The sequence below is a fragment of the Streptococcus parasanguinis genome (assembly GCF_901875555.1).
Lineage (GTDB): Bacteria > Bacillota > Bacilli > Lactobacillales > Streptococcaceae > Streptococcus > Streptococcus parasanguinis_H.
The window spans coordinates 74,080-100,282 of record NZ_CABFMD010000032.1; the positions used below are offsets into that span (position 1 = coordinate 74,080).

At 40.4% G+C, this 26,203-nt stretch carries 21 protein-coding genes and 1 CRISPR repeat array; of the genes, 19 read left to right on the forward strand and 2 right to left on the reverse strand.

Features of this window, described 5'->3' with window-relative positions:
• Positions 1–570 precede the first annotated feature (570 nt).
• The 7 genes from cas9 (at position 571) to JX304_RS07525 (ending at position 11,187) form a co-directional block, all read left to right on the forward strand.
• The gene (cas9, locus tag JX304_RS07495; protein WP_205011933.1) at positions 571–3,939 is read left to right on the forward strand and encodes a type II CRISPR RNA-guided endonuclease Cas9; all 3,369 of its coding nucleotides are present in this window, start codon (positions 571–573) and stop codon (positions 3,937–3,939) included.
• Positions 3,940–4,118: 179 nt separating this feature from the next.
• Positions 4,119–5,027, forward strand: a complete 909-nt coding sequence (gene cas1 / locus JX304_RS07500; protein WP_205011934.1) for a type II CRISPR-associated endonuclease Cas1 — start codon at positions 4,119–4,121, stop codon at positions 5,025–5,027.
• Between the two features lie 4 nt (positions 5,028–5,031).
• Positions 5,032–5,355: a CRISPR-associated endonuclease Cas2 gene (gene cas2, locus JX304_RS07505; protein ID WP_003016415.1), complete on the forward strand. Its 324-nt coding sequence runs from the start codon at positions 5,032–5,034 to the stop codon at positions 5,353–5,355.
• Entirely contained in the window at positions 5,352–6,395 is a 1,044-nt protein-coding gene (gene csn2-St, locus JX304_RS07510) for a CRISPR-associated protein Csn2-St (protein WP_205011935.1), read from the forward strand. The genes cas2 and csn2-St overlap by 4 nt, the downstream gene beginning before the upstream one ends.
• 69 nt (positions 6,396–6,464) lie before the next feature.
• A CRISPR array of direct repeats spans positions 6,465–8,609; the repeat unit is 36 nt; unit sequence GTTTTTGTACTCTCAAGATTTAAGTAACTGTACAAC.
• A gap of 91 nt (positions 8,610–8,700) precedes the next feature.
• Positions 8,701–9,003 (forward strand): hypothetical protein, encoded by a 303-nt coding sequence (locus tag JX304_RS07515; RefSeq protein ID WP_200771839.1) that lies wholly within the window; start codon positions 8,701–8,703, stop codon positions 9,001–9,003.
• Between the two features lie 287 nt (positions 9,004–9,290).
• Positions 9,291–10,259 (forward strand): DUF6287 domain-containing protein, encoded by a 969-nt coding sequence (locus tag JX304_RS07520; protein ID WP_205011936.1) that lies wholly within the window; start codon positions 9,291–9,293, stop codon positions 10,257–10,259.
• Between the two features lie 115 nt (positions 10,260–10,374).
• Positions 10,375–11,187 carry a PrsW family glutamic-type intramembrane protease gene (locus JX304_RS07525; RefSeq protein WP_205011937.1) on the forward strand — a complete coding sequence of 271 codons (813 nt, stop codon included), beginning with the start codon at positions 10,375–10,377 and terminating at the stop codon, positions 11,185–11,187.
• A 293-nt stretch (positions 11,188–11,480) separates the two neighbouring features.
• Here JX304_RS07525 and mnmE read toward each other — a convergent pair whose 3' ends face one another.
• On the reverse strand, positions 11,481–12,854 hold the full coding sequence (gene mnmE, locus JX304_RS07530) for a tRNA uridine-5-carboxymethylaminomethyl(34) synthesis GTPase MnmE (RefSeq protein WP_205011938.1): 1,374 nt from the start codon (positions 12,852–12,854) through the stop codon (positions 11,481–11,483).
• Between the two features lie 160 nt (positions 12,855–13,014).
• Here mnmE and rpiA point away from each other — a divergent pair, with 160 nt between their 5' ends.
• From rpiA to JX304_RS07575, 9 genes are all read left to right on the forward strand, one after another.
• Positions 13,015–13,686, forward strand: coding sequence for a ribose-5-phosphate isomerase RpiA (gene rpiA / locus JX304_RS07535; protein ID WP_205011939.1), 672 nt, complete (start codon positions 13,015–13,017; stop codon positions 13,684–13,686).
• Between the two features lie 88 nt (positions 13,687–13,774).
• Positions 13,775–14,986: a phosphopentomutase gene (locus tag JX304_RS07540; RefSeq protein WP_205011940.1), complete on the forward strand. Its 1,212-nt coding sequence runs from the start codon at positions 13,775–13,777 to the stop codon at positions 14,984–14,986.
• Between the two features lie 91 nt (positions 14,987–15,077).
• Positions 15,078–15,887, forward strand: a complete 810-nt coding sequence (locus JX304_RS07545; RefSeq protein ID WP_205011941.1) for a purine-nucleoside phosphorylase — start codon at positions 15,078–15,080, stop codon at positions 15,885–15,887.
• Positions 15,888–15,891: 4 nt separating this feature from the next.
• A complete protein-coding gene (locus JX304_RS07550) occupies positions 15,892–17,127 on the forward strand; it encodes a chloride channel protein (RefSeq protein ID WP_205011942.1) in 1,236 nt (411 codons plus the stop codon).
• On the forward strand, positions 17,124–17,834 hold the full coding sequence (locus JX304_RS07555) for a glutamine amidotransferase-related protein (protein ID WP_205011943.1): 711 nt from the start codon (positions 17,124–17,126) through the stop codon (positions 17,832–17,834). The genes JX304_RS07550 and JX304_RS07555 overlap by 4 nt, the downstream gene beginning before the upstream one ends.
• Before the next feature lie 441 nt (positions 17,835–18,275).
• Complete coding sequence (gene deoD, locus JX304_RS07560; RefSeq protein ID WP_205011944.1) at positions 18,276–18,986, forward strand: purine-nucleoside phosphorylase; 711 nt, start codon at positions 18,276–18,278, stop codon at positions 18,984–18,986.
• A complete protein-coding gene (locus JX304_RS07565) occupies positions 18,986–19,753 on the forward strand; it encodes a hypothetical protein (RefSeq protein WP_205011945.1) in 768 nt (255 codons plus the stop codon). Before deoD ends, JX304_RS07565 begins: the two co-directional genes overlap by 1 nt.
• Positions 19,754–20,485: an NAD-dependent protein deacylase gene (locus JX304_RS07570; protein WP_205011946.1), complete on the forward strand. Its 732-nt coding sequence runs from the start codon at positions 19,754–19,756 to the stop codon at positions 20,483–20,485. It abuts the gene before it with no gap.
• Between the two features lie 126 nt (positions 20,486–20,611).
• The gene (locus JX304_RS07575; RefSeq protein ID WP_205011947.1) at positions 20,612–21,559 is read left to right on the forward strand and encodes a hypothetical protein; all 948 of its coding nucleotides are present in this window, start codon (positions 20,612–20,614) and stop codon (positions 21,557–21,559) included.
• A 120-nt stretch (positions 21,560–21,679) separates the two neighbouring features.
• Here the strand turns inward: JX304_RS07575 and JX304_RS07580 are convergent, their stop codons facing one another.
• On the reverse strand, positions 21,680–22,588 hold the full coding sequence (locus JX304_RS07580; protein ID WP_187538992.1) for a LysR family transcriptional regulator: 909 nt from the start codon (positions 22,586–22,588) through the stop codon (positions 21,680–21,682).
• Between the two features lie 244 nt (positions 22,589–22,832).
• Between JX304_RS07580 and JX304_RS07585 the strand changes: the two genes are divergently transcribed.
• From JX304_RS07585 to JX304_RS07595, 3 genes are all read left to right on the forward strand, one after another.
• Positions 22,833–24,257: a DUF6688 domain-containing protein gene (locus JX304_RS07585; RefSeq protein WP_205011948.1), complete on the forward strand. Its 1,425-nt coding sequence runs from the start codon at positions 22,833–22,835 to the stop codon at positions 24,255–24,257.
• A 184-nt stretch (positions 24,258–24,441) separates the two neighbouring features.
• Complete coding sequence (locus JX304_RS07590; protein ID WP_205011949.1) at positions 24,442–25,248, forward strand: dihydroorotate dehydrogenase electron transfer subunit; 807 nt, start codon at positions 24,442–24,444, stop codon at positions 25,246–25,248.
• A 9-nt stretch (positions 25,249–25,257) separates the two neighbouring features.
• Positions 25,258–26,196, forward strand: coding sequence for a dihydroorotate dehydrogenase (locus tag JX304_RS07595; RefSeq protein WP_205011950.1), 939 nt, complete (start codon positions 25,258–25,260; stop codon positions 26,194–26,196).
• Positions 26,197–26,203: the final 7 nt, after the last annotated feature.

Genomic DNA, 26,203 nt, shown 5'->3' on the forward strand with positions numbered 1-26,203 from the left:
AGAAGTCCAACAATAAAATCAACTTTTTCACGCTTTGTTGTTTTTCTAATTTTTAGATTTATTTTCATAGTTTTCCTTCTTAATTTAATAACATTCTTGAAGGGGGCAATAGTGATTAATCACTATCAAAATTCGATGTGACATTCAAAGCTAATTATAAATAAGCTTATACTAACTACTATCTTTTTGTATTGACTTTGACTGATTTATTTTTGAACGTAAACATTTAGTATTCAGTTCTACTAGTTCTCTTCTCTAAGGTTTCCTCCTAAACCTTATGTACCTACGATACAAATAAAGCCATACAAAGTCAAGAGCTTTCTTAAAGTTTTTCTAAATATTTTCGTTACTGACTTGCCCCTAAAATTGTTTTTTATATTTTAAATTGTTTTTCTTTCTACACGGAGAATTTTTAGATTATTGTAGTGAAAAGAAATTTATGGGAGTAGGAAAGAACTCTGACTAATTAAAAATTAATTGGTCTCCCTAATAATCACATAGAATGAATTGATTTTTTAGGAGGGAAGGAGTAAAATGTAGTTAATATAATGACTAATTAGGAGTTTTATTATGAATGGTTTAGTTTTGGGTTTGGATATTGGTATTGCTTCAGTTGGAGTAGGTATTCTTAATAAAGATACTGGTGAGATTATCCATGCGAACTCTCGTCTATTTCCAGCTGCAACAGCTGACAATAATGTTGAGAGAAGGACTAGTAGACAGGCTAGACGCTTAAATCGCCGGAAGAAACATCGTAGTGTTCGGCTCCATGATTTATTTGAAGATTTTGGTTTGTTAACTGATTTTTCTAAGGTGTCCATTAATCTAAATCCTTATCAACTTCGTGTACAAGGGTTGGATAATCAATTAACTAATGAAGAGTTGTTTATCGCTTTAAAGAATATTGTTAAGAGACGTGGCATTAGCTATTTGGATGATGCTTCTGAGGATGGCGGTACAGTATCGTCTGATTACGGTAAGGCGGTTGAAGAAAATAGAAAATTACTAGCTGAACAAACCCCTGGTCAAATTCAACTAGATCGTTTCGAAAAATATGGTCAGCTTAGAGGGGATTTCACTGTAGTAGAAAATGGTGAAAAACGCCGATTGATCAATGTTTTTTCAACATCTGCTTATAGAAAAGAAGCTGAACGAATTCTTAGGAAACAGCAAGAATTCAATAATAAGATTACAGATGAGTTTATAGAAGACTATTTAACAATCCTAACGGGTAAAAGAAAATACTATCATGGGCCAGGAAATGAAAAGTCACGGACCGATTATGGACGCTTTAGAACTGACGGAACTACCCTAGATAATATTTTTGGTATTTTAATTGGTAAATGTACATTTTATCCTGATGAATATCGTGCTTCAAAAGCTTCCTATACTGCACAAGAATTTAACTTACTAAATGATTTAAATAATTTAACTGTTCCAACAGAAACCAAGAAATTGAGTGAGGAACAAAAGAAGATAATTGTCGAGTATGCGAAGACAGCAAAAACATTAGGAGCTTCAACGCTATTGAAGTACATTGCTAAATTGATTGGTGCTTCAGTTGATCAGATACATGGATACCGCATTGATCCCAATAAAAAACCTGAGATGCACACCTTTGAAGTTTATCGAAAAATGCAATCATTAGAAACAATCAGAGTGGAAGAGTTACCGAGAAAAGTCATAGATGAGCTTGCTCATATTCTAACTTTAAATACGGAGAGGGAGGGGATAGAAGAAGCGATTAACGCGACGCTAAATGATACATTTAGTCAGGATCAAGTACTTGAATTGGTTCAATTTAGAAAAAATAACAGCAGTCTATTTAGTAAGGGATGGCATAATTTTTCTCTAAAACTTATGATGGAGTTGATTCCAGAATTGTATGAGACTTCAGAAGAACAAATGACAATTCTCACACGATTGGGAAAACAAAAATCTAAAGAAACATCAAAACGAACCAAGTACATTGATGAAAAAGAATTAACAGAAGAAATCTATAATCCTGTCGTGGCAAAATCTGTCAGACAAGCTATAAAGATTATCAATGAAGCAACAAAAAGATATGGGATCTTTGATAATATCGTTATCGAAATGGCGCGTGAAAATAATGAGGAAGAGGCAAAGAAGGACTATGTTAAACGTCAAAAAGCAAATCTAGACGAGAAAAATGCTGCCATGGAAAAAGCTGCTTTCCAATACAATGGGAAAAAAGAATTACCGGATAACGTTTTTCATGGACATAAAGAATTAGCAACTAAGATTCGTTTGTGGCATCAACAAGGAGAAAAGTGTCTTTACACTGGGAAGAACATTCCAATTTCAGATTTGATTCAAAATCAATACAAGTACGAAATTGATCATATTTTACCTTTATCTCTTTCTTTTGATGATAGTTTATCTAATAAAGTATTAGTTCTTGCTACAGCGAACCAAGAGAAAGGACAACGTACACCGTTTCAGGCTTTAGACAGTATGGATGATGCTTGGTCTTACCGTGAGTTCAAATCATATGTAAAAGATTCGAAATTACTAGGCAATAAAAAGAAAGAGTATCTTTTAACGGAAGAAGACATTAGTAAAATTGAGGTGAAACAGAAGTTTATCGAACGAAATTTAGTAGATACTCGCTATTCTTCTCGAGTTGTTTTAAATGCTCTACAAGATTTTTATAAGGAGCATCAATTCGATACAACTATTTCAGTGGTCCGTGGACAATTTACTTCACAGTTGAGAAGAAAATGGGGACTTGAAAAATCTCGTGAGACCTATCACCATCATGCTGTAGATGCTTTGATCATTGCTGCATCTAGTCAATTAAGATTATGGAAAAAACATAATAATCCTCTGATCTCTTATAAAGAAGACCAATTCGTGAATTCAGAAACTGGTGAAATTATTTCATTGAGTGACGATGAATACAAAGAGTTAGTATTCAAAGCTCCATATGATCATTTTGTTGATACATTGAAGTCTAAGGAATTTGAAGACAGCATTCTATTTTCTTATCAAGTGGATTCAAAATATAACCGAAAGATTTCTGATGCAACAATTTACGCAACAAGAAAGGCGAAATTAGATAAGGATAAATCTGAAGAAACTTATGTTCTAGGTAAGATTAAAGATATTTATAGTCAAGCGGGATATGATGCATTCATTAAAATTTACAATAAAGATAAAAGTAGATTCTTAATGTATCACAAAGATCCACCAACATTTGAGAAGGTAATTGAAGAGATTTTAAGAACCTATCCTTCTAAAGAATTTAACGATAAGAATAAAGAAGTTCCTTGCAATCCTTTTGAGAAATATAGACAAGAAAATGGACCAATCAGAAAATATAGCAGAAAAGGTAATGGTCCAGAAATTAAAAGTCTGAAATACTACGATAATAAGTTAGGTAATCACATTGATATAACACCTGATGAAAGTATGAATCAAGTTGTACTTCAGTCTATTAATCCTTGGAGGACAGATGTATATTATAATAATAAGACAAAAAAATATGAGTTTCTTGGATTAAAATACTCTGATTTATATTTTGAAAAAGGTACTGGTAAATATAAGATTTCAAAAAATAAATATGATGTTATTAAAAAATTAGAGGGTGTTGATGAAAAATCTGAGTTTAAGTTCACTTTGTGTAAAAATGATTTGATTTTAATAAAGGATATTGAGACAGGGCAAGAACAGTTGTTCAGATTTTTATCAAGAAACAATAAAGGAAAGCATCAAGTTCAATTAAAACCTATTGATAAATCAGATTTTGAAAAAGGAGAAAAATTGATTGATATTTTTGATACCGTTCCGAACAGTACCACACAATGTGTAAAGGGGTTAAATAAACCAAATATTTCTATATATAAAGTTAAGACGGATCTTTTGGGTAATAAACATTTCATCAAAAAAGAGGGTGAAGAACCAAAACTCAAATTTTAAAAAATATTTTTAAAAAAGAGTTGCAAACGCTTTTACAATGTATTATAATATTAACTGTAAGGGACGCCTTACACAGTTACTTAAATCTTGCAGAAGCTACAAAGATAAGGCTTCATGCCGAATTCAACACCCTGTCATTTATGGCGGGGTGTTTTCGTTTTGTAAAGAGGATAAAAATAATGACTTGGAGAATTGTACATGTTTGTCAGAGTGAAAAGATGCAATTAAAATTGGATAATCTTTTGATTAAGAAGATGGGTGAAGATTATGTTATCCCCTTGAGTGATATTTCTATCATTGTCGCAGAAGGAGGAGAAACGGTTGTAACCCTAAGATTATTAAGTGCATTAAGTAAGTATAATATTGCCTTAATTGTCTGTGATAATGAGCATTTGCCAACAGGTATTTACCATTCACAAAATGGCCATTTTAGAGCCTATAAAAAGTTACAGGAACAATTGTTGTGGACGCAGGAGCAAAAGGATAAATTATGGCAAATAGTGACCTACTTCAAAATAAATAATCAGCAAGATGTTCTTTCAATGTTTGAGAAGAATATCGATTGCATCCAGTTATTAGCGGATTATAAAGATCATATTGAATTTGGGGATAAAACTAATCGTGAGGGTCATGCTGCCAAAGTTTATTTTAATGAATTATTTGGAAAGAAATTCGTTCGTCTTACCCAACAGGAAACTGATGTTATTAATGCAGGCCTAAATTATGGCTATGCGATTATGAGAGCACAGATGGCGCGTATTATTGCTGGGTATGGGCTAAATCCCTTGATCGGAATTTTTCATAAAAACGAATACAATCAATTTAATTTGGTAGACGATTTAATGGAACCTTTTAGGCAGATTATTGATGTTTGGGTTTACCAAAATCTACGGGATGAAGAATACTTGAAATATGAGTTTCGTTTAGCCTTAACAGACACACTGAATGCAAAAATTCGATACGGAAAAGAAACGTGTTCTGTAACGGTAGCAATGGATAAATATGTCAAAGGTTTCCTAAAATGTATTTCGGATAAGGATACGAGTAAATTCTACTGTCCGATCGTTTCTAGTGTAGAATGGAGCTGAAGAAATGAGGTATGAAGCATTGAGGTTATTGTGTTTTTTTGATCTTCCTATGGATACGAATCAAGAAAAAAGAATCTATCGTAATTTTCGGAAAGATCTAATTGCTAATGGTTTTGAAATGTTACAGTTTTCAGTTTATTATAGAACGTGTCCAAATCGCAGTTTTGCTAGTAAATTCTATAAAAAATTAAGCCAGAGTAATTTACCTAGTGGCAATGTCCGTTTACTAGCAGTTACGGAGAAACAGTTTTCTGAAATGGTTTTGATCATTGGTGGAAAAACAAAACAAGAAGAAGTAGTCAGTGATAATAAGTTGGTAGTTATATGAAAATGAACGTCAGTCATCCATACAAGGATAATATTACATTGAGTTTTGGACAATTTACCCAAGTTGTTGGCCAAGATCAACAATTAAAGTACTATATTTGGCAAATCCTGTTATGGTATTTTGGAGGAAAAAAATATAGTGAGGAAGACTTAGTCCTATTCGAACAAAATGAACCCAAAATCTTAATAGACGATACGGTGGTTTCCCGTTCGGAATTCAGGGTGATTCAACTATCGAATATAAATGATCTAATTGAGCAGATGGAGTATAAAAAAGGAACGATAGCTTATGATTATATAAAGAAAAAGATAGATACGGTGGAGATGATGGAGCAACTTGAAAATATCAATGATCATCTAGATAGGATTTCTTTGCTGTTGAATCAGAATTTGAATCTACAACTAGATGGTATTAACTATCATACAGAAGCGAAATATTTTAATGCAGACCAATTGATCCAAAAAAATTTTCTGCCCTATTTTGGACAGAACGATAAAAATATATCCTTTGAATTTGTTGACAATAAGACAAAATTTTTATTATTTCTTTCGATGTTGGTATTAGTGATTACGGATCAATCTGAAAAGGTATTGCTTGTGCTCCGAAATATGGATGATTATTTATCTTATAAGGAATTCGTTGAGTGCTGTGAACAATTAGAGCAATTAACCAATCAATGTAACATGTTATACACTATTTCATTTCCTTCAAATGAAGGATATCTTCATGTCACGAAAGAAGTACTAGAGGAGATTAATATTGTCTCTGATTACATTGATCATTTTTATTCTTTAGAATTTATGTATGAACGTTTTACTAATCAATATCCAATAAATCAAATACCTAGTAAACAAGAGTTTTTATCATCTTTAAGAAAGATTGGACCTTATTTATTTAGTTCTGACATTCTCCATATGAGTTTATCTATTGAGGATCAAGTAGCATTGAGAATATTAAATAATTTGTACCAGTATGAAATGAAAATAAAATTCCGTATTGAACCAGTTAACTCAATGTTATTGAAGTATTTAGAAGAATAGTATTGACGAGTTAGGTTTAAGACTTTATAATGGTTTTGAGCTACAAAAACCAAAATTGACGAATTTGAGGTTTTTGTACTCTCAAGATTTAAGTAACTGTACAACAAGCCCCGCAGAAGAACGTACATTGAGCGCGTTTTTGTACTCTCAAGATTTAAGTAACTGTACAACAGATCTGGTTTTGGTAACTTATCCAGAGTGGTTTTTGTACTCTCAAGATTTAAGTAACTGTACAACTAAAATTTAGAGGAGAATAACATGACTAATGTTTTTGTACTCTCAAGATTTAAGTAACTGTACAACCTTGTGCTGGCTGACCGTCAACAGGAAAGGTTTTTGTACTCTCAAGATTTAAGTAACTGTACAACTTCTTCACAAGTGACTGATAGCAGTAGCTAGTTTTTGTACTCTCAAGATTTAAGTAACTGTACAACCTGGTTTCAAACATGACAATACAGCTAATGGTTTTTGTACTCTCAAGATTTAAGTAACTGTACAACCATGTCCATACCTGTATAGACAGGGTTGCTGTTTTTGTACTCTCAAGATTTAAGTAACTGTACAACACACCTTTTGTATAGCTCCCATTGCCACTAGTTTTTGTACTCTCAAGATTTAAGTAACTGTACAACTTTCGCCACTAAATCGGAATTAGGTATTGTGTTTTTGTACTCTCAAGATTTAAGTAACTGTACAACTCGTAGAGTAGATCTGTCTCGACGAATCCTGTTTTTGTACTCTCAAGATTTAAGTAACTGTACAACATATGATATGCGCGAACTTGCTAAAAGTGCGTTTTTGTACTCTCAAGATTTAAGTAACTGTACAACAGATCCGTAAGCCGCCATCATGGCCATGATGTTTTTGTACTCTCAAGATTTAAGTAACTGTACAACTTATCTTATCCCGATGAATGAGAAAGGTGGTTTTTGTACTCTCAAGATTTAAGTAACTGTACAACATTGTTTGGTTGGTACAGCAAAGCCGTTGTGTTTTTGTACTCTCAAGATTTAAGTAACTGTACAACCAAATCCAAATTGACTATCAAAGAGATGTTGTTTTTGTACTCTCAAGATTTAAGTAACTGTACAACCCGATGCTGACAAGTTTGTTACTCATTGGGGTTTTTGTACTCTCAAGATTTAAGTAACTGTACAACTTAGAAAAGGATGGAAAATAATGTTTATCTGTTTTTGTACTCTCAAGATTTAAGTAACTGTACAACAAGTTATTGGTCAAGGAATTTTTTGGCAAAGTTTTTGTACTCTCAAGATTTAAGTAACTGTACAACGAGTGCTTCCGTGCATAAGCAAGATCAGCTGTTTTTGTACTCTCAAGATTTAAGTAACTGTACAACATAAAACTGTATTTTTCTTATTTTTCATATGTTTTTGTACTCTCAAGATTTAAGTAACTGTACAACACAACAACTGGATACCGCTATCCAAGGAGTGTTTTTGTACTCTCAAGATTTAAGTAACTGTACAACTCAACACGTAGTCAACATTTTGCTTTACAAGTTTTTGTACTCTCAAGATTTAAGTAACTGTACAACTGATTCGTAGTAGATCATCTGTTGAATAAGTTTTTGTACTCTCAAGATTTAAGTAACTGTACAACTGACACTCGCTTACTTTGACAACGACCTATGTTTTTGTACTCTCAAGATTTAAGTAACTGTACAACGAAACGCTTGAACAATTGGAACCATTGCATGTTTTTGTACTCTCAAGATTTAAGTAACTGTACAACAACCAGAGCTTGTGATCGACATTCCAGATCGTTTTTGTACTCTCAAGATTTAAGTAACTGTACAACCAAATAACAACCTTGCTGCTGCACGCTACGGTTTTTGTACTCTCAAGATTTAAGTAACTGTACAACAACACTCGTTATGGTACGGCAGCCGAATTGGTTTTTGTACTCTCAAGATTTAAGTAACTGTACAACTTTGTGTCTCAGAGGATAAGGTTTACAACCGTTTTTGTACTCTCAAGATTTAAGTAACTGTACAACGCGCACTCGTTTAACAACCAATTGTGGTTCGTTTTTGTACTCTCAAGATTTAAGTAACTGTACAACTGATAGCCTGTACGAGTGAATACTCATAGGGTTTTTGTACTCTCAAGATTTAAGTAACTGTACAACTTATGGGACTTTTTGATAAATTTGTTAATGGTTTTTGTACTCTCAAGATTTAAGTAACGGTATAACCCAGAGTACACAGAGCCTATGTTATAGAGCCGTGTTGTTTCGAATGCTCTCAAAACTTATTTTTTGTATGTTATAAAGGAATATTTTAAAAATGAAGGGATTTTCTATGGAGAGTGATGTGTTTTTGGATTATTATTTAAAATCACTTAGGTTTTATTTTGGTGATAGGTGTAAGGATATCGGATTTATAAAGTTTTTCAAAGATGAGAATAATTGTTTTATTACTATTGAGGATTATGTTTTGGAATCATTTGTAGTATTGTCAAATATTTTGAGTAAGGAGAGGATTGTGTTTTCTTGTGGAATTATTCATAGTAAGTGGGGAGTTACTGGAGTAGAAGTATGTATGAATGTATTAGAGTTAGAAAGATTAAATCATTTGTATAAGATATAGTTTTAAAGAATATTAAAAAAATAAGGGAAACTGTCTATGTAGGATGTGTGGAGTTGATAGTATCAATGCTTCCTGGTTTTAGAGCTGTATTCTTTCGAATGATCCCACAACGAGAAAAACAAAAAATGATGGTCTAGGAGCTCGATACATTGAGCTTCTTTTTCTTTAGAAATTCAAATAATAATTTTACAGACTTTTATGTCATTAATTTATTTTCCCCCTCCACTTTTCCATTGACGATCCTTTCTTATTTCTCTAAAATAGTAGGTGTGTGAAGGGAGATTAATATGAAAAAAGGTATTGTGATTATGCTTTCTGCATTGGTCTTGGCTTCGTGTGGTCGGCCCTATCGGTCGGTTACGCCGAAGACTCCGTCTACCAAGCAGTCTAGCCATGCTGATAAAAAACACTCAGGTATGGACTTGAAAGCTATTAAGAACAAGGATTACTCGAGTATCGAGGGGACTTGGATTGACGGCCATGGGAATGAGCTGGTCTTTGATGACAAGGGCTTGGTCAGCGAGGATGTTGAGCTTGATGCATCGAGCTTTAAGCAAAAGGACCGGATCGCTGAGATGACGGTTAGTGCCAAATCTGGTGTCGGTGGCTTTGGTATCTTGCTCCTTCCTAAGGGGGAGACTGCTGGTAAGGACGATGCATCGGATAAGTCCAAGGATCGGATCTGGGCGGGTCAGTCACCGGCATATGGCGATGATGACAATTTCTACTATCGCAAGAAAGAGCAACCAAAAGATCGGGAGCAGGTAGATAAAAACGATAGCAGTAGTACGACTAAGACAAGCAAGGCCAAAAAATGGGCTAGCAGTCAAGGATCCGATACCAAGTCTTCGAAAAAATCAGATAAGGATAGCTTCACAGGCTATTCGTCTGAGCAGATTGAAGCTGCGCGTGTATGGGCTTATGTGATTCAGTCTGTTCCTAAGGAATTGAACATCAACGAAAGTGCTGCTGGTAGCTATATTTACCAAGATGGGATGGGAGTGACCTATCCGAAGACGGTCCATCATTTATATGGCTCTTATTCGGCTGAAGGAAATGTGACCTATGCGTCTAACGGTGATGGAACAGTGACCATTTATCCTGTACCGAGCCACTGGCAACAGTCTGCGGATGAGTTGAACAGCCAAGAATACATGACTCAGTTCACCCAAGGAATCTTGGACCATGCGGAGACGGTAACATTGCCTGATGGGGATCCTGATATGATTCGGCAGATCCTAGCCGTTCTGCAGTAGAAGTAGGAAATGAGGACTCAGTTTATTGTTTTTTTAAGCTGATCCTGATACAATAGAATCACAGAAAAAAGACTGGTCTTCCAGCCTTTTTCATTTCCTTATAGAAAGGTCTTTTATGAAACGCAAAACGATTTTGTTTTTTTATTTATTGTTACTGACCATTGGGTTGGCTTATGAGACCCAGTCGCTGACGGAAGGTTGGATGTCGGGTAGCCAGTATGGGATTGTGGGACTTTCGACCCTGATCCTCTTGGTCTACGCACTTCCGGCTGTCTGGGCATTGTTTCATTTTGCCAAGAAGTGGAAGTTGTCTTGGGTACCGGTCCTCTTTTCGCTTTTAGGTGGAGGCTTTGTGGCTGGTTGGCTGTCTAGCTTTGCTAATACTTATTTTCATGACATGGTCCAAGCAGTAGCGCCGAATAGCGCCTTTTGGAACCAGTATGAGAGTGCCATTGCGGCGCCCCTCTTTGAGGAACCCTTTAAGTTGCTTCCGATCTTCTTTGTTCTCTATTTGTTTAGTGTCCGTCGGATCAAGTCGATCTTTCTCTTAGCCATCGCGTCTGGTCTTGGATTCCAGATTGTGGAGGATTTTGCTTATATTCGTCAGGATCTGCCTGGAGGTTTCTCCTACACGGTGTCAGGGATTCTCGGACGTGTGGCCAATGCGCCTATGTCTCACTGGGTCTACACCGGCCTTGTCATGCTCGGTTTCTACTTGATTGTCCAAGCTAGCAGAGGACGCAAGGATCTAGCTCTAGCAGGCTGGGGCTATTTAGTAGCTGGGTTTGGACTCCATTTTGTTGGAAATTCACCCTTCTCACAAATCGTGACCGAGTTGCCGATTGCGATTCCAGTCTTGAATGCTACTGGTCTCTTCCTGATCTACCTAGCTTATCAAACTGTCGAGCGATTAGAACAAGGAAAATAAACTAAAAAAAGATGCGTATGTTTGCACACATACGCATTTTTCTTATTTTGGGCACATTGTTTTTCTACTTTTGTATAAACTGGTTGATACGATAGCTGTAAACTAAATTCTATTTTGAAAGAAATATTTGAGACTTTCTGCCGTGAGAAAAGTGCTTGAAACATTATTGTTTCAAGCACTCGGGAGTTTTGAAACGTTAGATTCAAAACTAAGTCATGGAACTTCTTCGAAGTTCGCTGACGTCCGTACTTACCTAAGGAAAGTCTCTAAGAGTATATGATCTTAAAATAGATTTATTTACCGAGACAGAACTGGCTGAAGAGTTGGGTAATGAGCTCATCTGGAGCGGCATCCCCTGTGATTTCTCCGAGGATTTCCCAAGTTCGGGTGAGGTCGACTTGAAGCAGGTCTACTGGCATGCCAAGGGCCAAACCTTCGTTGACAGCTTGCAGGCTTTCAACAGCTTTCTCGATCAGAGAGATGTGGCGGGCATTAGATAGATAAGTAGCGTCTTGCTCAACCAGCCCAGCATTTTCAAAGAAGAGGGCGTTGATCCGATCTTCGATTTGATCGATATTTTGGTTCTTTAGAACGGAAATCTTGATGTGATCTTCTGGCAGTTGATCGATTTCGATCTTCTCTGGGAGATCGACCTTGTTGAGAAGAATAATGCGGTTGCTATCTCGAGAAATTTCAAGTAACTGGCGATCTTGATCGGTCAGAGGCTCGCTAGCATTGAGGACCAAGAGGACCAGATCAGCTTCCTTGAGGGCTTTTTTCGAACGTTCGACACCGATTTGCTCGACGATGTCTTCGGTTTCCCGGATCCCAGCCGTATCGACCAACTTGAGGGGAACCCCGTTAATGTTAACGTATTCTTCGATGACGTCCCGGGTGGTTCCTTCGATATCGGTCACAATGGCTTTTTCCTCTCGCAGAAGGTTGTTCAGAAGGCTAGACTTGCCGACGTTTGGTCGACCGATGATAGCAGTAGAGATCCCTTCACGCAAGATCTTGCCACGGCGAGCTGTCTTAAGGAGATTGGTCAGAAGAGCTTGGAACTCAGTAGTTTTCTCACGAATGATCTCAGTGGTAGCTTCCTCGACATCATCGTACTCAGGATAGTCGATGTTGACTTCGACTTGAGCCAGAGTATTGAGGATTTCTTGGCGGGTGTTGTTGATCAGTTCAGACAGGGAGCCATCCAACTGTTTGACGGCGATATTCATAGCCTTGTCGGTCTTGGCGCGGATAATGTCCATGACAGCCTCAGCCTGGGTCAAATCGACCCGACCGTTGAGGAAGGCCCGCTTGGTAAATTCACCAGGTTCGGCCAAACGGGCTCCTTCACGGATGACCAGCTGCAGAATTTCATTGGTCACCGCGATCCCGCCGTGGGTATTGATCTCGATGATGTCTTCTCGGGTGAAGGTCTTAGGTGAGCGCATAGCGCCAACCATGACTTCGTCGAGGATCTCATCCTTATCTGGATCAACGATATGACCGTAGTTGAGGGTGTGGCTAGCCACCTCTTGGAGGTTCTTACCTTTAAAGATCTTTTGTGCAATGGCAAAGCTGTCTGTTCCGCTTAAGCGGACGATCCCGATCGCTCCCTCACCGAGTGGTGTCGAGATGGCAGCGATGGTATCAAATTCTTTGGTAATCATGTCATTTCTCTTTTCCTGTAGATTCATCTCTATTCTATCGTAAAGTCAGCTGTCGGGCAAGGTTTTGATTTTGAACGATAAGCTGGAAAGGTTTTCATTTAACTAGTGAAATCTCTTCCAAAATATGCTATACTAGAGGAGTGTAAAAAGGAGGTCAATGATGGTAAACCTAAAAGAACAGGTAGGAATCAAGGCGGCTGAGTTTGTCAAAGACGGCATGATTGTCGGTCTCGGTACAGGGTCAACTGCTTATTATTTTGTAGCTGAACTAGGTCGTCGCATCAAAGAAGAGGGCTTGAAGATCACAGCTGTCACGACGTCAAGTGTGACCTATGAACAGGCTGAGAGTTTAGGTATTCCGCTCAAGGCCATCGACGATGTCGAAGTGGTCGATGTGACAGTGGATGGCGCCGATGAAGTGGATCCTCAATTAAACGGGATCAAAGGTGGTGGCGGGGCTCTCCTCATGGAAAAAATCGTCGCTACCAATTCAAAAGATTGCATTTGGATCGTGGATGAATCCAAGCAAGTCAAAACTCTTGGGGCCTTCAAACTTCCAGTGGAGGTTGTGCAGTACGGGGCTGAAAATCTTTTCCGTCACTTTGAGCAAAAAGGTTACCACCCTTCTTTCCGTCTTGCGGATGATCACCGTTTTGTCACTGACCAAGGAAACTTTATCATTGACTTGGATCTCAAGATGATCAAGGATACAGAAGCTCTGGCAAATGAACTGGATCACACGGTTGGAGTTGTCGAGCATGGTTTATTCTTGAACATGATTTCAAAAGTGATTGTAGGGACACCGGATGGTCCTGTCATTATTGAAAAATAATTTTTTAAAGGAAGGCCAAGTCTCCTAGAGGTTTTTACGGATAGGGATTCGATATTAGTCTAAATTTTATAAAGGAAAGAGGCAGTTTATGTCAAAATTTAAACGTATGCACTTAGTTGTGCTGGATTCAGTTGGGATCGGTGCTGCACCAGATGCCAATAACTTTGTCAATGCAGGAGTTCCGGATGGAGCATCTGATACTCTTGGACACATTTCAAAAACAGTTGGTTTGAATGTACCAAATATGGCGAAGATTGGGCTTGGAAACATTCCTCGTGAAGCGCCTTTGAAGACCGTGCCAGCTGAAAGCAATCCAACTGGTTATGCAACAAAATTGCAAGAAGTTTCCCTCGGGAAAGATACTATGACTGGTCACTGGGAAATCATGGGCCTCAACATTACAGAGCCTTTTGACACTTTCTGGAATGGTTTCCCTGAAGAAATTATTACGAAGATTGAAGACTTTTCAGGCCGTAAGGTTATCCGTGAAGCTAACAAACCTTATTCTGGTACAGCTGTTATCGATGACTTTGGACCACGTCAAATGGAAACGGGTGAGTTGATCATCTATACATCCGCTGACCCTGTGCTTCAAATCGCAGCTCACGAAGATATCATTCCTTTGGATGAACTCTACCGTATCTGTGAATACGCTCGTTCCATTACATTGGAACGTCCAGCTCTTCTTGGTCGGATCATTGCTCGTCCTTATGTTGGAGAACCAGGCAACTTTACACGTACTGCCAACCGTCGTGATTTGGCTGTTTCACCCTTTGCGCCAACTGTTTTGGACAAGTTGAACGAAGCGGGTATCGATACCTATGCAGTTGGTAAGATCAACGATATCTTTAACGGAGCTGGTATCAACCACGATATGGGCCACAACAAATCAAACAGCCACGGTATGGATACCTTGATTAAGGCCATGGGACTTCCTGAGTTCCAAGAAGGCTTCTCATTTACCAACTTGGTAGACTTTGATGCGCTTTACGGACACCGTCGCAATGCCCATGGTTACCGCGATTGCTTGCATGAGTTTGACGAACGCTTGCCAGAAATCATTGCAGCCATGCGTGAAGATGACCTCTTGATGATTACGGCTGACCATGGTAACGACCCAACCTACGCTGGTACAGACCATACGCGTGAATACATCCCATTCTTGGCTTATAGCCCATCCTTCAAGGGCAATGGCGTGATTCCAGTTGGCCACTTTTCTGATATTTCAGCAACCATTGCAGAAAACTTTGGCGTTGAAACTGCCATGATTGGTGAAAGTTTCTTAGATAAGTTGAACTAAGATGCCGATTGACCGTCTTTTGACCATTCGCACTGCCAATACATGTGACAAAATTGGCCAATTTTTAAGGAAATCATAAAGGAGATACGCAATGACATTGTTAGCAAAAATCAATGAAACAGCTGCTTTTTTGAAAGGCAAAGGAATGGAAGCACCTGAGTTTGGCTTGATCCTTGGATCAGGTCTTGGAGAACTGGCTGAAGAAATCGAAAATCCAGTCGTAGTAGACTACGCTGACATTCCAAACTGGGGTCGTTCGACGGTTGTAGGACACGCTGGTAAATTAGTCTACGGTAAGCTTGCTGGGCGTAAGGTTTTAGCCCTTCAAGGACGTTTCCACTTCTACGAAGGAAACCCATTGGAAGTGGTGACATTCCCAGTTCGGGTCATGAAAGTGTTGGGATGTGAAGGGGTTCTTGTCACCAACGCTGCTGGTGGTATTGGCTTTGGTCCTGGTACTTTGATGGCCATCACTGACCACATCAACATGACTGGACAAAATCCATTAATCGGTGAAAACTTGGATGACTTTGGTCCACGTTTCCCTGATATGTCAAAATCCTATACTCCAGAATACCGTGAGACCGCTCATAAAGTCGCTGACAAATTGGGCATCAAATTGGATGACGGGGTTTATATTGGTGTGACAGGTCCTACTTATGAAACTCCAGCTGAAATCCGTGCGTATAAGACACTTGGTGCGGATGCAGTTGGGATGTCTACAGTGCCAGAAGTCATCGTGGCCGCTCACTCTGGCTTGAAGGTTCTAGGAATTTCATGTATCACCAACTTTGCGGCTGGTTTCCAAGAAGAGCTTAACCACGAAGAAGTGGTAGAAGTGACTGAGCGCGTCAAAGGCGACTTCAAAGGCTTGCTAAAAGCAATTCTTGCTGAATTGTAAGACCATGAAAGCACGACTCCAAAGCTTGCCTTACGGATGGCGTCTGCTGTTAGCGACTGTCGCTTTGGGAATAGGAACGGGTCTGGTCGGAATGGCCTGTCATTATCTATTAGAAGGTGTGCAAGTGTTAGCTTTTGGCCAAGAACGGTCTGATCTGCTCCAGCAATTTCAAGAAGCAGGAGGGCTTCGTCGATTTCTTGTCCTAGGTGTGACAGGGGTCTTGGTAGCAGGTTTCTGGTATATTCTGCAAGAGCGCTATAAAATTCTCTCCATTCGTAGGCAAATCGACCTGGTTGGAGAGAGAGATCCGGCACCATTAGCCCATATCCTTCACGCAAGTATGCAGGTTGCGATTGTCGGGGCCGGCGCTTCGGTCGGAAAAGAAGGAGCCCCACGTGAGGTTGGGGCTCTTCTAGCTGGTCGTTTGGGCAAAGCCTTCTCCTTAGCAATCAAAGAACGACGAGTTTTGATTGCCTGTGGGGCGGGAGCTGGGTTGGCCGCAGTCTATCAAGTTCCCTTTGCTAGTAGCTTGTTTGTCTTTGAGACCTTGGGACTGTCCTATCACTGGAAAAATTTTGTACTGGTCTTGTCCAGTACTTATTTGGCGACTTGGGTGGCCCAGCCAATCGTTGGACATGGTGCTATTTATCATATGTCGCCAGTTCATTGGTCAGCCAGTAGTTTATTCCAGGCTGTCATAGCGGCTCTATTGGTTACTCCCTTGGCACTGGCCTTCCGTTATCTAGCTAATCAGGCTAGTCGCAAACGGCGGAAGGATTGGACCATTCTTTGGGCTCTGCCTGTAGCCTTTATGGTGGTAGCTGGGATTGTGCTCTTTTATCCGATTTTTATGGGAAATGGACAGGTTCTAGCTCAAGCCCTTTTATCAGATCAGCCATTTTCCAACCTTGTCTTGACCTTGGCCGTGAAGGGGTTCCTAGTCTACCTTCTCTTGCGAAATGGGGCATACGGAGGGACCTTGACACCGTCATTTGCCTTGGGGATTGGATCTGGCTATCTAGTTACCTTGCTTTTGACAGCCGTTGGCATTCAAATGGATCCTGCTCTAGGAATGCTACTTGGAGCGACGGTCTTTTTAGGGACGACCTTACAGGCTCCATTGACAGGCGTTGCCCTAAGCCTTGGTTTTACAGGCCAGAGCTGGGCTTTGATTCTACCGCTGGCATTAGCTGCTGGTGTGTCTTATGTGATTCAAAATAGATGGGAGAATAAACGATGAGAGTACATTTTGTCTTGCACGAAACTTTTGAAGTTCCTGGTGCTTATCTCAAGTGGGCGCAGGATCGTGGTCATCATGTGACCATGACCAAGGTCTACGAGCGAGAAGCGCTACCTGAGACAGTGGATGAGATTGATTTTTTGATTGTTATGGGAGGACCGCAATCGCCTGATGAGGATCGCGCAACCTTTCCTTACTATGATCCGCAAGCTGAGATTGAATTGATTCAAAAAGCCATGAAGGCGGATCGCTACATCGTTGGGGCCTGTCTGGGTGCTCAGCTCATGTCTGTTGCTTATGGCGCAGAGTATGAGCATAGCCCAGAGCGGGAGATTGGGGTGTATCCTGTGGATTTAACGCCTGAAGGATTGGCAGATCCGCATGTCGGCTTGTTTGGTTCAAGCTTTGATTCAGGACACTGGCATGGTGATATGCCGGGATTGACGAATGATGCTGTTGTCCTTGCGACCAGTCAAGGTTGCCCACGTCAGATTATTCGCTTCAGTCCTAAACACTATGCCTTCCAAGCTCACTTGGAATTTGATCCAGATGCTGTCAATCTCTTGATTGCTGCAGATGGTGAAGCTGTTTTGGAAGAACAAAGTCAAACATTGCCATTTGTCGAAAAACCTGAAGCCATTCGTGCTTACGATTACCAAGAAATGAATGCCAAACTCTATGCATTTTTGGATTCATTAACAAACTAAAAACAAGAAAGGGAGGGCAGTTCGGGTTTGAATTGAACCCGGGCTATCCATGACTTTCAAAACGATATTTAATTGAACCTGCCCTAAAAGCTGTGTGAAAAAGATCGATTGTCTTGCAAGTCCAGTACTTGCTGCGACAATCCCCTATTTTCACTTTGCTTATTACGGGCTTGGTATCTTATAGAAAGGTAGAGCATGTGTTCTAATTTGAACACGAGCGGAAAGCTCTCCAAATTACTCAATAAAAAAGAAAGGATGGGTTTACCGTATTCGCTGAACTGAATACGGCTTACTCTCCTCTAAATCATCAAAATTAAAAAAGAAAGGAATTGAACCCACCCTAAAAGCAGTGGGAAAAAGATAGTTGGTCTAGCGAGCATCGCTCACTGCGCCCAACTCCTATTTTCCCTTCGCTTTTTGACGGGTTTGGTATCTTATATTATGTCTATCCATATTGCTGCCCAGCAGGGTGAAATTGCTGATAAAATTCTTCTTCCTGGGGATCCTCTTCGTGCGAAATTTATCGCTGAGAATTTCCTTGAAGATGCTGTATGCTTCAACGAAGTTCGGAATATGTTTGGTTACACTGGTACCTATAAGGGTCACCGTGTTTCTGTCATGGGAACTGGGATGGGGATGCCATCCATCTCCATCTATGCGCGTGAGTTGATTGTCGATTACGGTGTGAAGAAATTGATCCGCGTCGGAACGGCTGGTTCTTTGAATGAGGATGTTCACGTCCGTGAATTGGTATTGGCGCAAGCAGCCGCAACCAACTCCAACATCATCCGCAACGACTGGCCTCAATTTGATTTCCCTCAAATTGCCAGCTTTGATCTTTTGGACAAGGCTTATCATATTGCCAAAGACCTTAGCATGACGACCCACGTTGGCAACGTCTTATCATCAGATGTCTTCTATTCAAACTATGGTGAAAAGAACATTGAACTTGGTAAATGGGGTGTGAAAGCTGTGGAAATGGAAGCGGCAGCTCTTTACTATCTTGCTGCCCAACACCACGTCGATGCTTTAGCTATTATGACGATTTCTGATAGCTTGGTTAATCCTGATGAGGATACAACCGCTGAAGAACGTCAAACAACCTTTACAGATATGATGAAGGTTGGTCTAGAAACCTTGATTGCAGACTAATGGCAGAATTCCTTCATGATGAATGGCTCTACGATCTCCATCATTATCACTATAGCCGTGCTCTTCGTTCCCTTCAGCAAAAAGGGAATATACCGGATTTGCTGGTGAGTTTATTGCAGGTGATGGCAGAACGTCGTGAGCTCAATATCCAACCTGTCATGAATCAACAGTTGAAAACAGAAGTCCTAGAAGCGACTGGTTTTCAGCTTTTTTGGCATGAAGATCCAGAAGATGAACAGTTGGCCAATTACCTTTATGACTTAGAGGCGAAGTTGAGAAATGAACAGATTATCGACTTTGTTCGTGCTGTTAGTCCGGCCATCTACCGGATCTTTATGCGATTGATTCAGTTGAAAATTCCTGACATTTCCAACTATATCCATAACTCCAAAGAATCCAGTTATGACCGTTGGAAGTTTGAGGACTTGCATGCGTCTGACAATCCTATCTTACAGGAATTTCATAGTGAAAGTGTGGTCAATTCATCCAGTTTGACAGAATTGATCGTCCAGTTGGACTTGCCAGATCGCGTCAAAGTTGCGTCTCAGCAATTACGGGAGCTAGAGAGATCCGTTCGCAATCCCTTGGCCCACTTGATCAAACCCTTTGATGAGGAAGAGCTTCATCGTTCAACCGGTTTCTCTTCTCAGGATTTTTTGAAGAATTTGATTGACCTTGCAAGCTACACAGGCATCCATTATGATCAAGCTCACTTTTATTTTGATCAGGTCAATGCTGTGATGGAAGAGCTACTAAAGGAGAAGTAGATGGATAAGATTGCTCAACTACAAGAGATGATTGATCAGAGTCAAAGCATCGTCTTTTTCGGGGGTGCCGGCGTCTCTACGGAGTCGAATATTCCGGACTTTCGGAGCTCAGACGGAGTCTATAGCGTTCAGGTAGGGCGTCATTTGACAGCCGAGCAATTGGTTTCTCATACCATGTTCGAGCGCTACCCAGAGGACTTTTTCGACTTCTATAAGAAATACCTGCTCTATCCCGATGCCAAGCCCAATGAAGCCCATCGCTATTTGGCTCGTCTTGAAGAAACTGGTAAGCTCAAGGCAGTTGTGACACAAAATATCGATAGTCTCCATGAAATGGCCGGCTCTAAAAAGGTCTTGAAGCTCCATGGTAGTGCCGATCGTAATTACTGTACGGGTTGCCATCGTTTCTATGATTTAGAGGCATTTCTAGCTTTGGAAGGCCCGGTTCCACACTGTTTGGACTGTGGTAAGGTGGTCAAACCAGATGTGACTCTTTACGAGGAGCCTCTAGATATGAAGGTCTTTAGCCAAGCGGCCCAAGCCATACAGGCAGCCGATCTTCTCATTATCGGTGGGACCTCCCTTGTGGTCTACCCAGCAGCTAGCCTGATCCAGTATTTCCAAGGGAAGAAGCTGGTTGTCATCAATAAGACCAGTATCCTTCAGGACAAACAGGCAGACCTTGTTATCGAAGGAAAGATTGGGGAAGTATTTTCACAATTAAGACACTAAAAGAACACCTGAGAGAAGTAGAAGGCTGCTTGTTTCAGGTGTTTTTATGTCTTCCTTTTGATAGCGCTATAAGAATGTATTTGATTATGATATAATGAAATAGATTTTCTTAAGGAGATGAAAAAGTTGGAAATTAAGAAGAAACATATCTATCTGACGTTAATTAGTGTATTCATTGGTTATATTGCTCTTCGTTATTATTTAAAACCTGAGTTATTTGAGCCAGGAGCTATTTATTATGATGTATACAATTACAAAACCAGTAAGATTAAGCCACAGGAAAAGATTATCAAAGATATCAATTTTGAATTTATTCATGAGGACATAAAAAAGAAACCATCTGATGGACAATGGAAAGAATCTATCCGAACAGACATAGATGAATATGGTAGTCATACAATATTACATGTAACCTTCACAGATAAAAGCAAAGCGGACATTCCCTTTGATGTAAGTTCAATTGGTCCTGCATTTAGCGAGAGAATTTTAAATAATGAACTTCTTACGAAACTATCTAACCGTTTTCCAAATCTAAAAAAGGTGGATCACAGCTATATTTATAGAACTGATTTAGTTTTAATGCTCTACCAAGGGGATACCTTGGTTCAAATACCAGAATATCCATATGAGATTAGATTTCAAGTTAGAAATCCTAAGAGTGGGAAACTACAAACTTACTTCCAATATGGTACGGAACCTGAATTTACTTTTTTCCGCCCAGTATTCTTTCGGCAAGCTGTTATGAATACAGCAGAAAGGAATCAAAGGTTTTTTGATGCTTATGGTCAATCAAAGCAATATAATTATTGGGATAGACGGTTTGATCATGGTGGAAATAGTTTAAATATTGGTCAAGAAAAATTTGCTGTTTTTTTATTTTATTCTGATCGATTTACTAATCAACCAGTTGGAATTCGTATGACAGGAGATTCATTTAAAACTACTATAACAGATACATATATTGTGAAAGACCGTAGCAAGAACATTAAAGGTCTTAGAGTTTTATCTCAATCGAAAACATACACAGATAAAAATGAATATACAACTGAAATACTTAGTAAAAATGTTAACTGATTTCACATATCACAGATGCTTAACTGATTTCGTGGATACAAGTTATTGACCCATTTTTATTTCCAAATATTGAAATGACCAAAAAAATATCTGAGTGAACCTGAGCACTCAGATATTTTTTTACTTATCAAACTTCACTTCCTCAAGCAAGTACTCGATGAATTTTTCTCCCATTTTTGAGAGGGCTGTTTTTTCATGTTTGATATAGACCAGCTCGATCGGGTCTTCGATATCAAGGGGAATAGAAACGATGTTATCCCCATTGAGATTGCTGTTGAGGATCCCAGTCGCAATGGTGTAGCCATCCAGACCGATCAAGAGATTAAAGAGAGTAGCTCGGTCACTGACGACGATGGATTTCTTATGATGCTCTTGAGAGAGGATCTCTTCTGAGAAGTAGAAGGAGTTGTGGGTCCCTTGGTCATAGCTAAGGTATGGGAAATCTTCCAGATCTGACAGGTGGACAATGTCCTTCTTAGCAAGGGGATTGGTCTTGCTGACAAAGATATGGGGTTGCGCTGTAAAGAGGTGGGTAGCAATCAAATGATTATCATCCAGCATCTTGGAGAGGACATCCCGGTTGTAGCTATTTAAAAAGAGCACGCCAACCTCGCTTCGGAAATTCTTGACGTCATCAATGATCTCCCAAGTCCGCGTCTCCCTTAGGAAGAGCTCGTATTTTTCCATATCGCTTTTCTTGAGGAGAGAAACGAAGGCCTCGACCACGAAGGCGTAGTGCTGTGAAGAGACGCTGAAGAGTTCACGAGAGCCCACAGGATTTTTATAGCGCTCGGACAAGAGGTCGATTTGCTCCACCACCTGGCGGGCATAAGAGAGAAACTCCATTCCATCACGAGTTAGAGTGATTCCTTTGGGATTTCGAATAAAGATTTCAATTCCCATCTCACTTTCCAAGTCCTTGACAGCATTTGAAAGACTGGGTTGCGTGATAAAGAGTTGTTTTGCGGCTTCATTCATAGAGCCAGTTTCGACGATTTTGATAATGTATTGTAATTGTTGTATTCTCATGCTTTTATTTTAACATAAAAAGACACGTTTTTCCCGTAAAATGTGGTCTTTCAAGGACTGTATCAGAGAATAACGCCGGCCGAGGGAGGTAATCAGCAGTAGGCTAAATCAAATAGTTAAAAAAATAGCAGATTGGAAACAAAATCTCCATCTGGGGACTGATTTTGATGGAAAAATACAGTTTTGCCTTGCTTAAGGTAAGATCCGATTGATAGAATGGTAAAAAATTGATTGAGGAGATCTTATGAAAAAACTAGTGTCCTGGTATAAGAAAAAGGATAAGGAATTGGAAACTCATTTCACATCCGGACTCTTGCAGATCAATTTTGTGACCAATGCTTTGATTCTATTGGCCTTTTACATCTATTTTGTCATTAGTCAGTCGCTTTATGCCCTGTCGGATCGATTTGTTCAATTTAGTTTTTTTGCCATATTTTCCTTTACGATGCAGGTACTGCCCTACGGTATAACCTTAGCCCTCTTTGTCCCCAATATTTTTGTCCTCATCTATGGGATTGGGCGGTGGTCCAGCATCCAGTTTAAGGAAGCAGAGGAAGAATCCCTCAAAGACCCGGATCTGTTTGAAGAGAGAGGACCAGTCAAGGGAGAAGAATTGATAGAAGAAGCCCACTTCACAATTGAAGCACCGAGTCCTAAGCCTGTCAGAAAGAAAAAGCGACAGCCAACAGTCGTTCTTTGGTTTGGTCTCTTTGGTTGCTTTCTCGAAGCGATTTTCATTTTCATCGTGAAAGATATGACCTTTTACGATTGGAGTGAGCGCCTGATTAATTCGCAGAAACACGCCCTGATCTGGTCTGGCGCCTATCCAACCTTCTTCACCTTTGCTGCTCTTACCTTGCTAGCCTTGATCATTTATTCCTATCGGGATGCTAATTCCCTCTCTCCATTGGCTAATATCTTCTGTATTAGTGGCATTCTGGGAGGAGTGGTTCTCCTCTTAGTTTTTGATAATCAGCTGCAGGTAGCAAGTTTTCACACCTTTTTCTTACTGATCTATTCCATAAATCTCTTGTGGGTTCGTATCAAGGAGTGGCAGGAAGATCGAACAGAGATCACCTATGAAAATCGTCTGCTCCAGTATTTCCATCAGCTCTTAAACAAGTCACGTAACTGGCCTTGGCTAGCGGTTCTGCTTGCCCTTCCGACACTGGCTTTCGTCGTCCTCATTCTCATGCTCTTTGGGCAACAACCAGATTCCATGATCAAGGCCTGGACCAATACAGCAGACTGGTCCTTCTCACAAAAGATCCCTCCTCAGAATCTCATTATTGATGAGCACTATCTCTGTACAGTTGCGGCTGGTGGTCATGAAAAGGTGGTCAAGCCCCAGCGGATGGGGATCCGTCACGGTCATCCAGTCGTTGTCAATCGCCAGCTCTGTATTGCCAATGCTTTTGAGCAGGTGCTAGAAGAAAAGACGCCGCGATTCCATCGCTTCTTGCGTCGCAATTATGACCGCTATGGCTATCCTTTTGCCAAACATATCAAGAAGAAATGGGCCATGGATTTGATTTACTACCTAATGAAACCCTTGGAATGGATTTTTTTACTGGTTCTTTATCTCGTCGACCGTAAGCCCGAGAATCGAATCGCCATGCAATACATCCAACCGATCCCAGACGATTTTGATCCCAAGAAAGCTTCTTAAATCACCGATTTCTACTTGACAAGCGAGAAGGAGCACGATATAATGAGAAAAATTAACCTTTAAGAGGTCCAGAGAGGCCTGCAAGGAAAGACAGAAAAAAGATCAGCGGACAGAGTCTAGCTGCTCAATTGTAGGACCTTGCCTTTGCGAGGTCTTTTTTGCTGAAAGAAAGAAGAGGAAATCAATGGTCAGTGACAGTTGTAAAAAACGCTTTGGCAACATCATGATGGAGGAGATGGAGCTGATCGCTCAAGAAGAGATTGCTCCTCGCATCTATTCCATGATCTTAAAAGGGAAAATGGTGGAGCAGATGCTTCCGGGTCAATTCCTTCATATTCGGGTTCCTGATGGATCTAAGCTCCTTCGCCGTCCGATTTCAATTTGTGAGATCGACCGTAAGACACAGACTTGTCGCTTGATCTACCGTATCGAAGGTGGGGGGACAGCTATCTTTTCTCACTTGCCTGTCGGTAGCTTTCTCAGTGTCATGGGCCCGCAAGGAAATGGCTTTGACCTAAAAGATCTTGGTCAAGGGGCGCGTGCTTTGATCATCGGTGGCGGGATTGGAGTGCCTCCCTTGGTCCAAGTGGCTAAACAACTACATGATCAAGGAGTAGAAATCCATTCTGTCCTGGGATTTGCAAATAAAGAAGCAGTTATCCTTGAGGAAGAATTGAAACAGTATGGTCTAGTCACTATTACAACTGACGATGGATCTTATGGCACAAAGGGATATGTCTCCACCATCGTTGACCAGATGGACCAGGAGTTTGACGCCATCTATTCTTGTGGGGCTCCCGGCATGCTCAAATACGTCAACAGCAAGTTCTATGATCATCCCCGCGCCTACATTTCCATGGAATCCCGCATGGCTTGTGGGATGGGAGCTTGCTATGCCTGTGTGGTTCATCTTGAAAATGCAAGCCAAGCAGCCAATAAGCGCGTGTGTGAAGACGGACCGGTCTTTGAAACCGGTACGATTGTGATGTAGGAGGACTGTATGACAGCAAATCGACTAGCCGTATCCTTACCCGGTTTAGACTTAAAAAATCCTATTATTCCAGCATCTGGCTGTTTTGGCTTTGGTCAGGAATACGCTAAATATTATGATTTGGATCTGCTTGGATCCATTATGATCAAGGCGACGACTGCTGAGGCTCGTTTTGGTAATCCGACGCCCCGTGTTGCTGAGACTCCCGCAGGCATGCTCAATGCCATTGGTCTCCAAAATCCAGGTGTAGACGTGGTCCTGTCAGAGAAACTCCCTTGGTTGGCCCAGCATTATCCAGATCTACCGATTATCGCCAACGTAGCTGGATTCTCCAATGAAGAGTATGCGACAGTATCTGGCAAGATCTCGCATGCACCTAATGTCAAAGCGATTGAACTCAATATCTCTTGTCCAAACGTAGACCATGGCAACAACGGCCTCTTAATCGGTCAGGTTCCAGAGTTGGCCTATAATGCGGTAAAAGCTGCGGTAGAAGCCTCCTCCGTTCCTGTCTATGTCAAATTAACGCCAAGTGTGGCAGACATCACTCAGGTCGCAAAAGCAGCAGAGGATGCGGGAGCGACTGGCTTGACCATGATCAATACTTTGGTCGGGATGCGCTTTGACCTCAAGTCTGGTAAGCCCATCATTGCCAATGGTACAGGAGGGATGTCAGGACCAGCTGTCTTCCCAGTTGCTTTGAAACTAATTCGCCAAGTAGCTCAATCCACTAACCTGCCAATCATTGGAATGGGCGGTGTCGATTCAGCAGAAGCAGCCATTGAAATGATGATTGCTGGTGCTTCAGCGATTGGAGTCGGTACTGCCAATTTCACCGATCCTTATGCTTGTCCAACCATTATCGAAGACCTGCCACAGGTCATGGACCGATATGGCATTGACACGCTTGAGAATTTTCGAAAACATGTGCGGGAAAATCTACTGTAAATCCTTG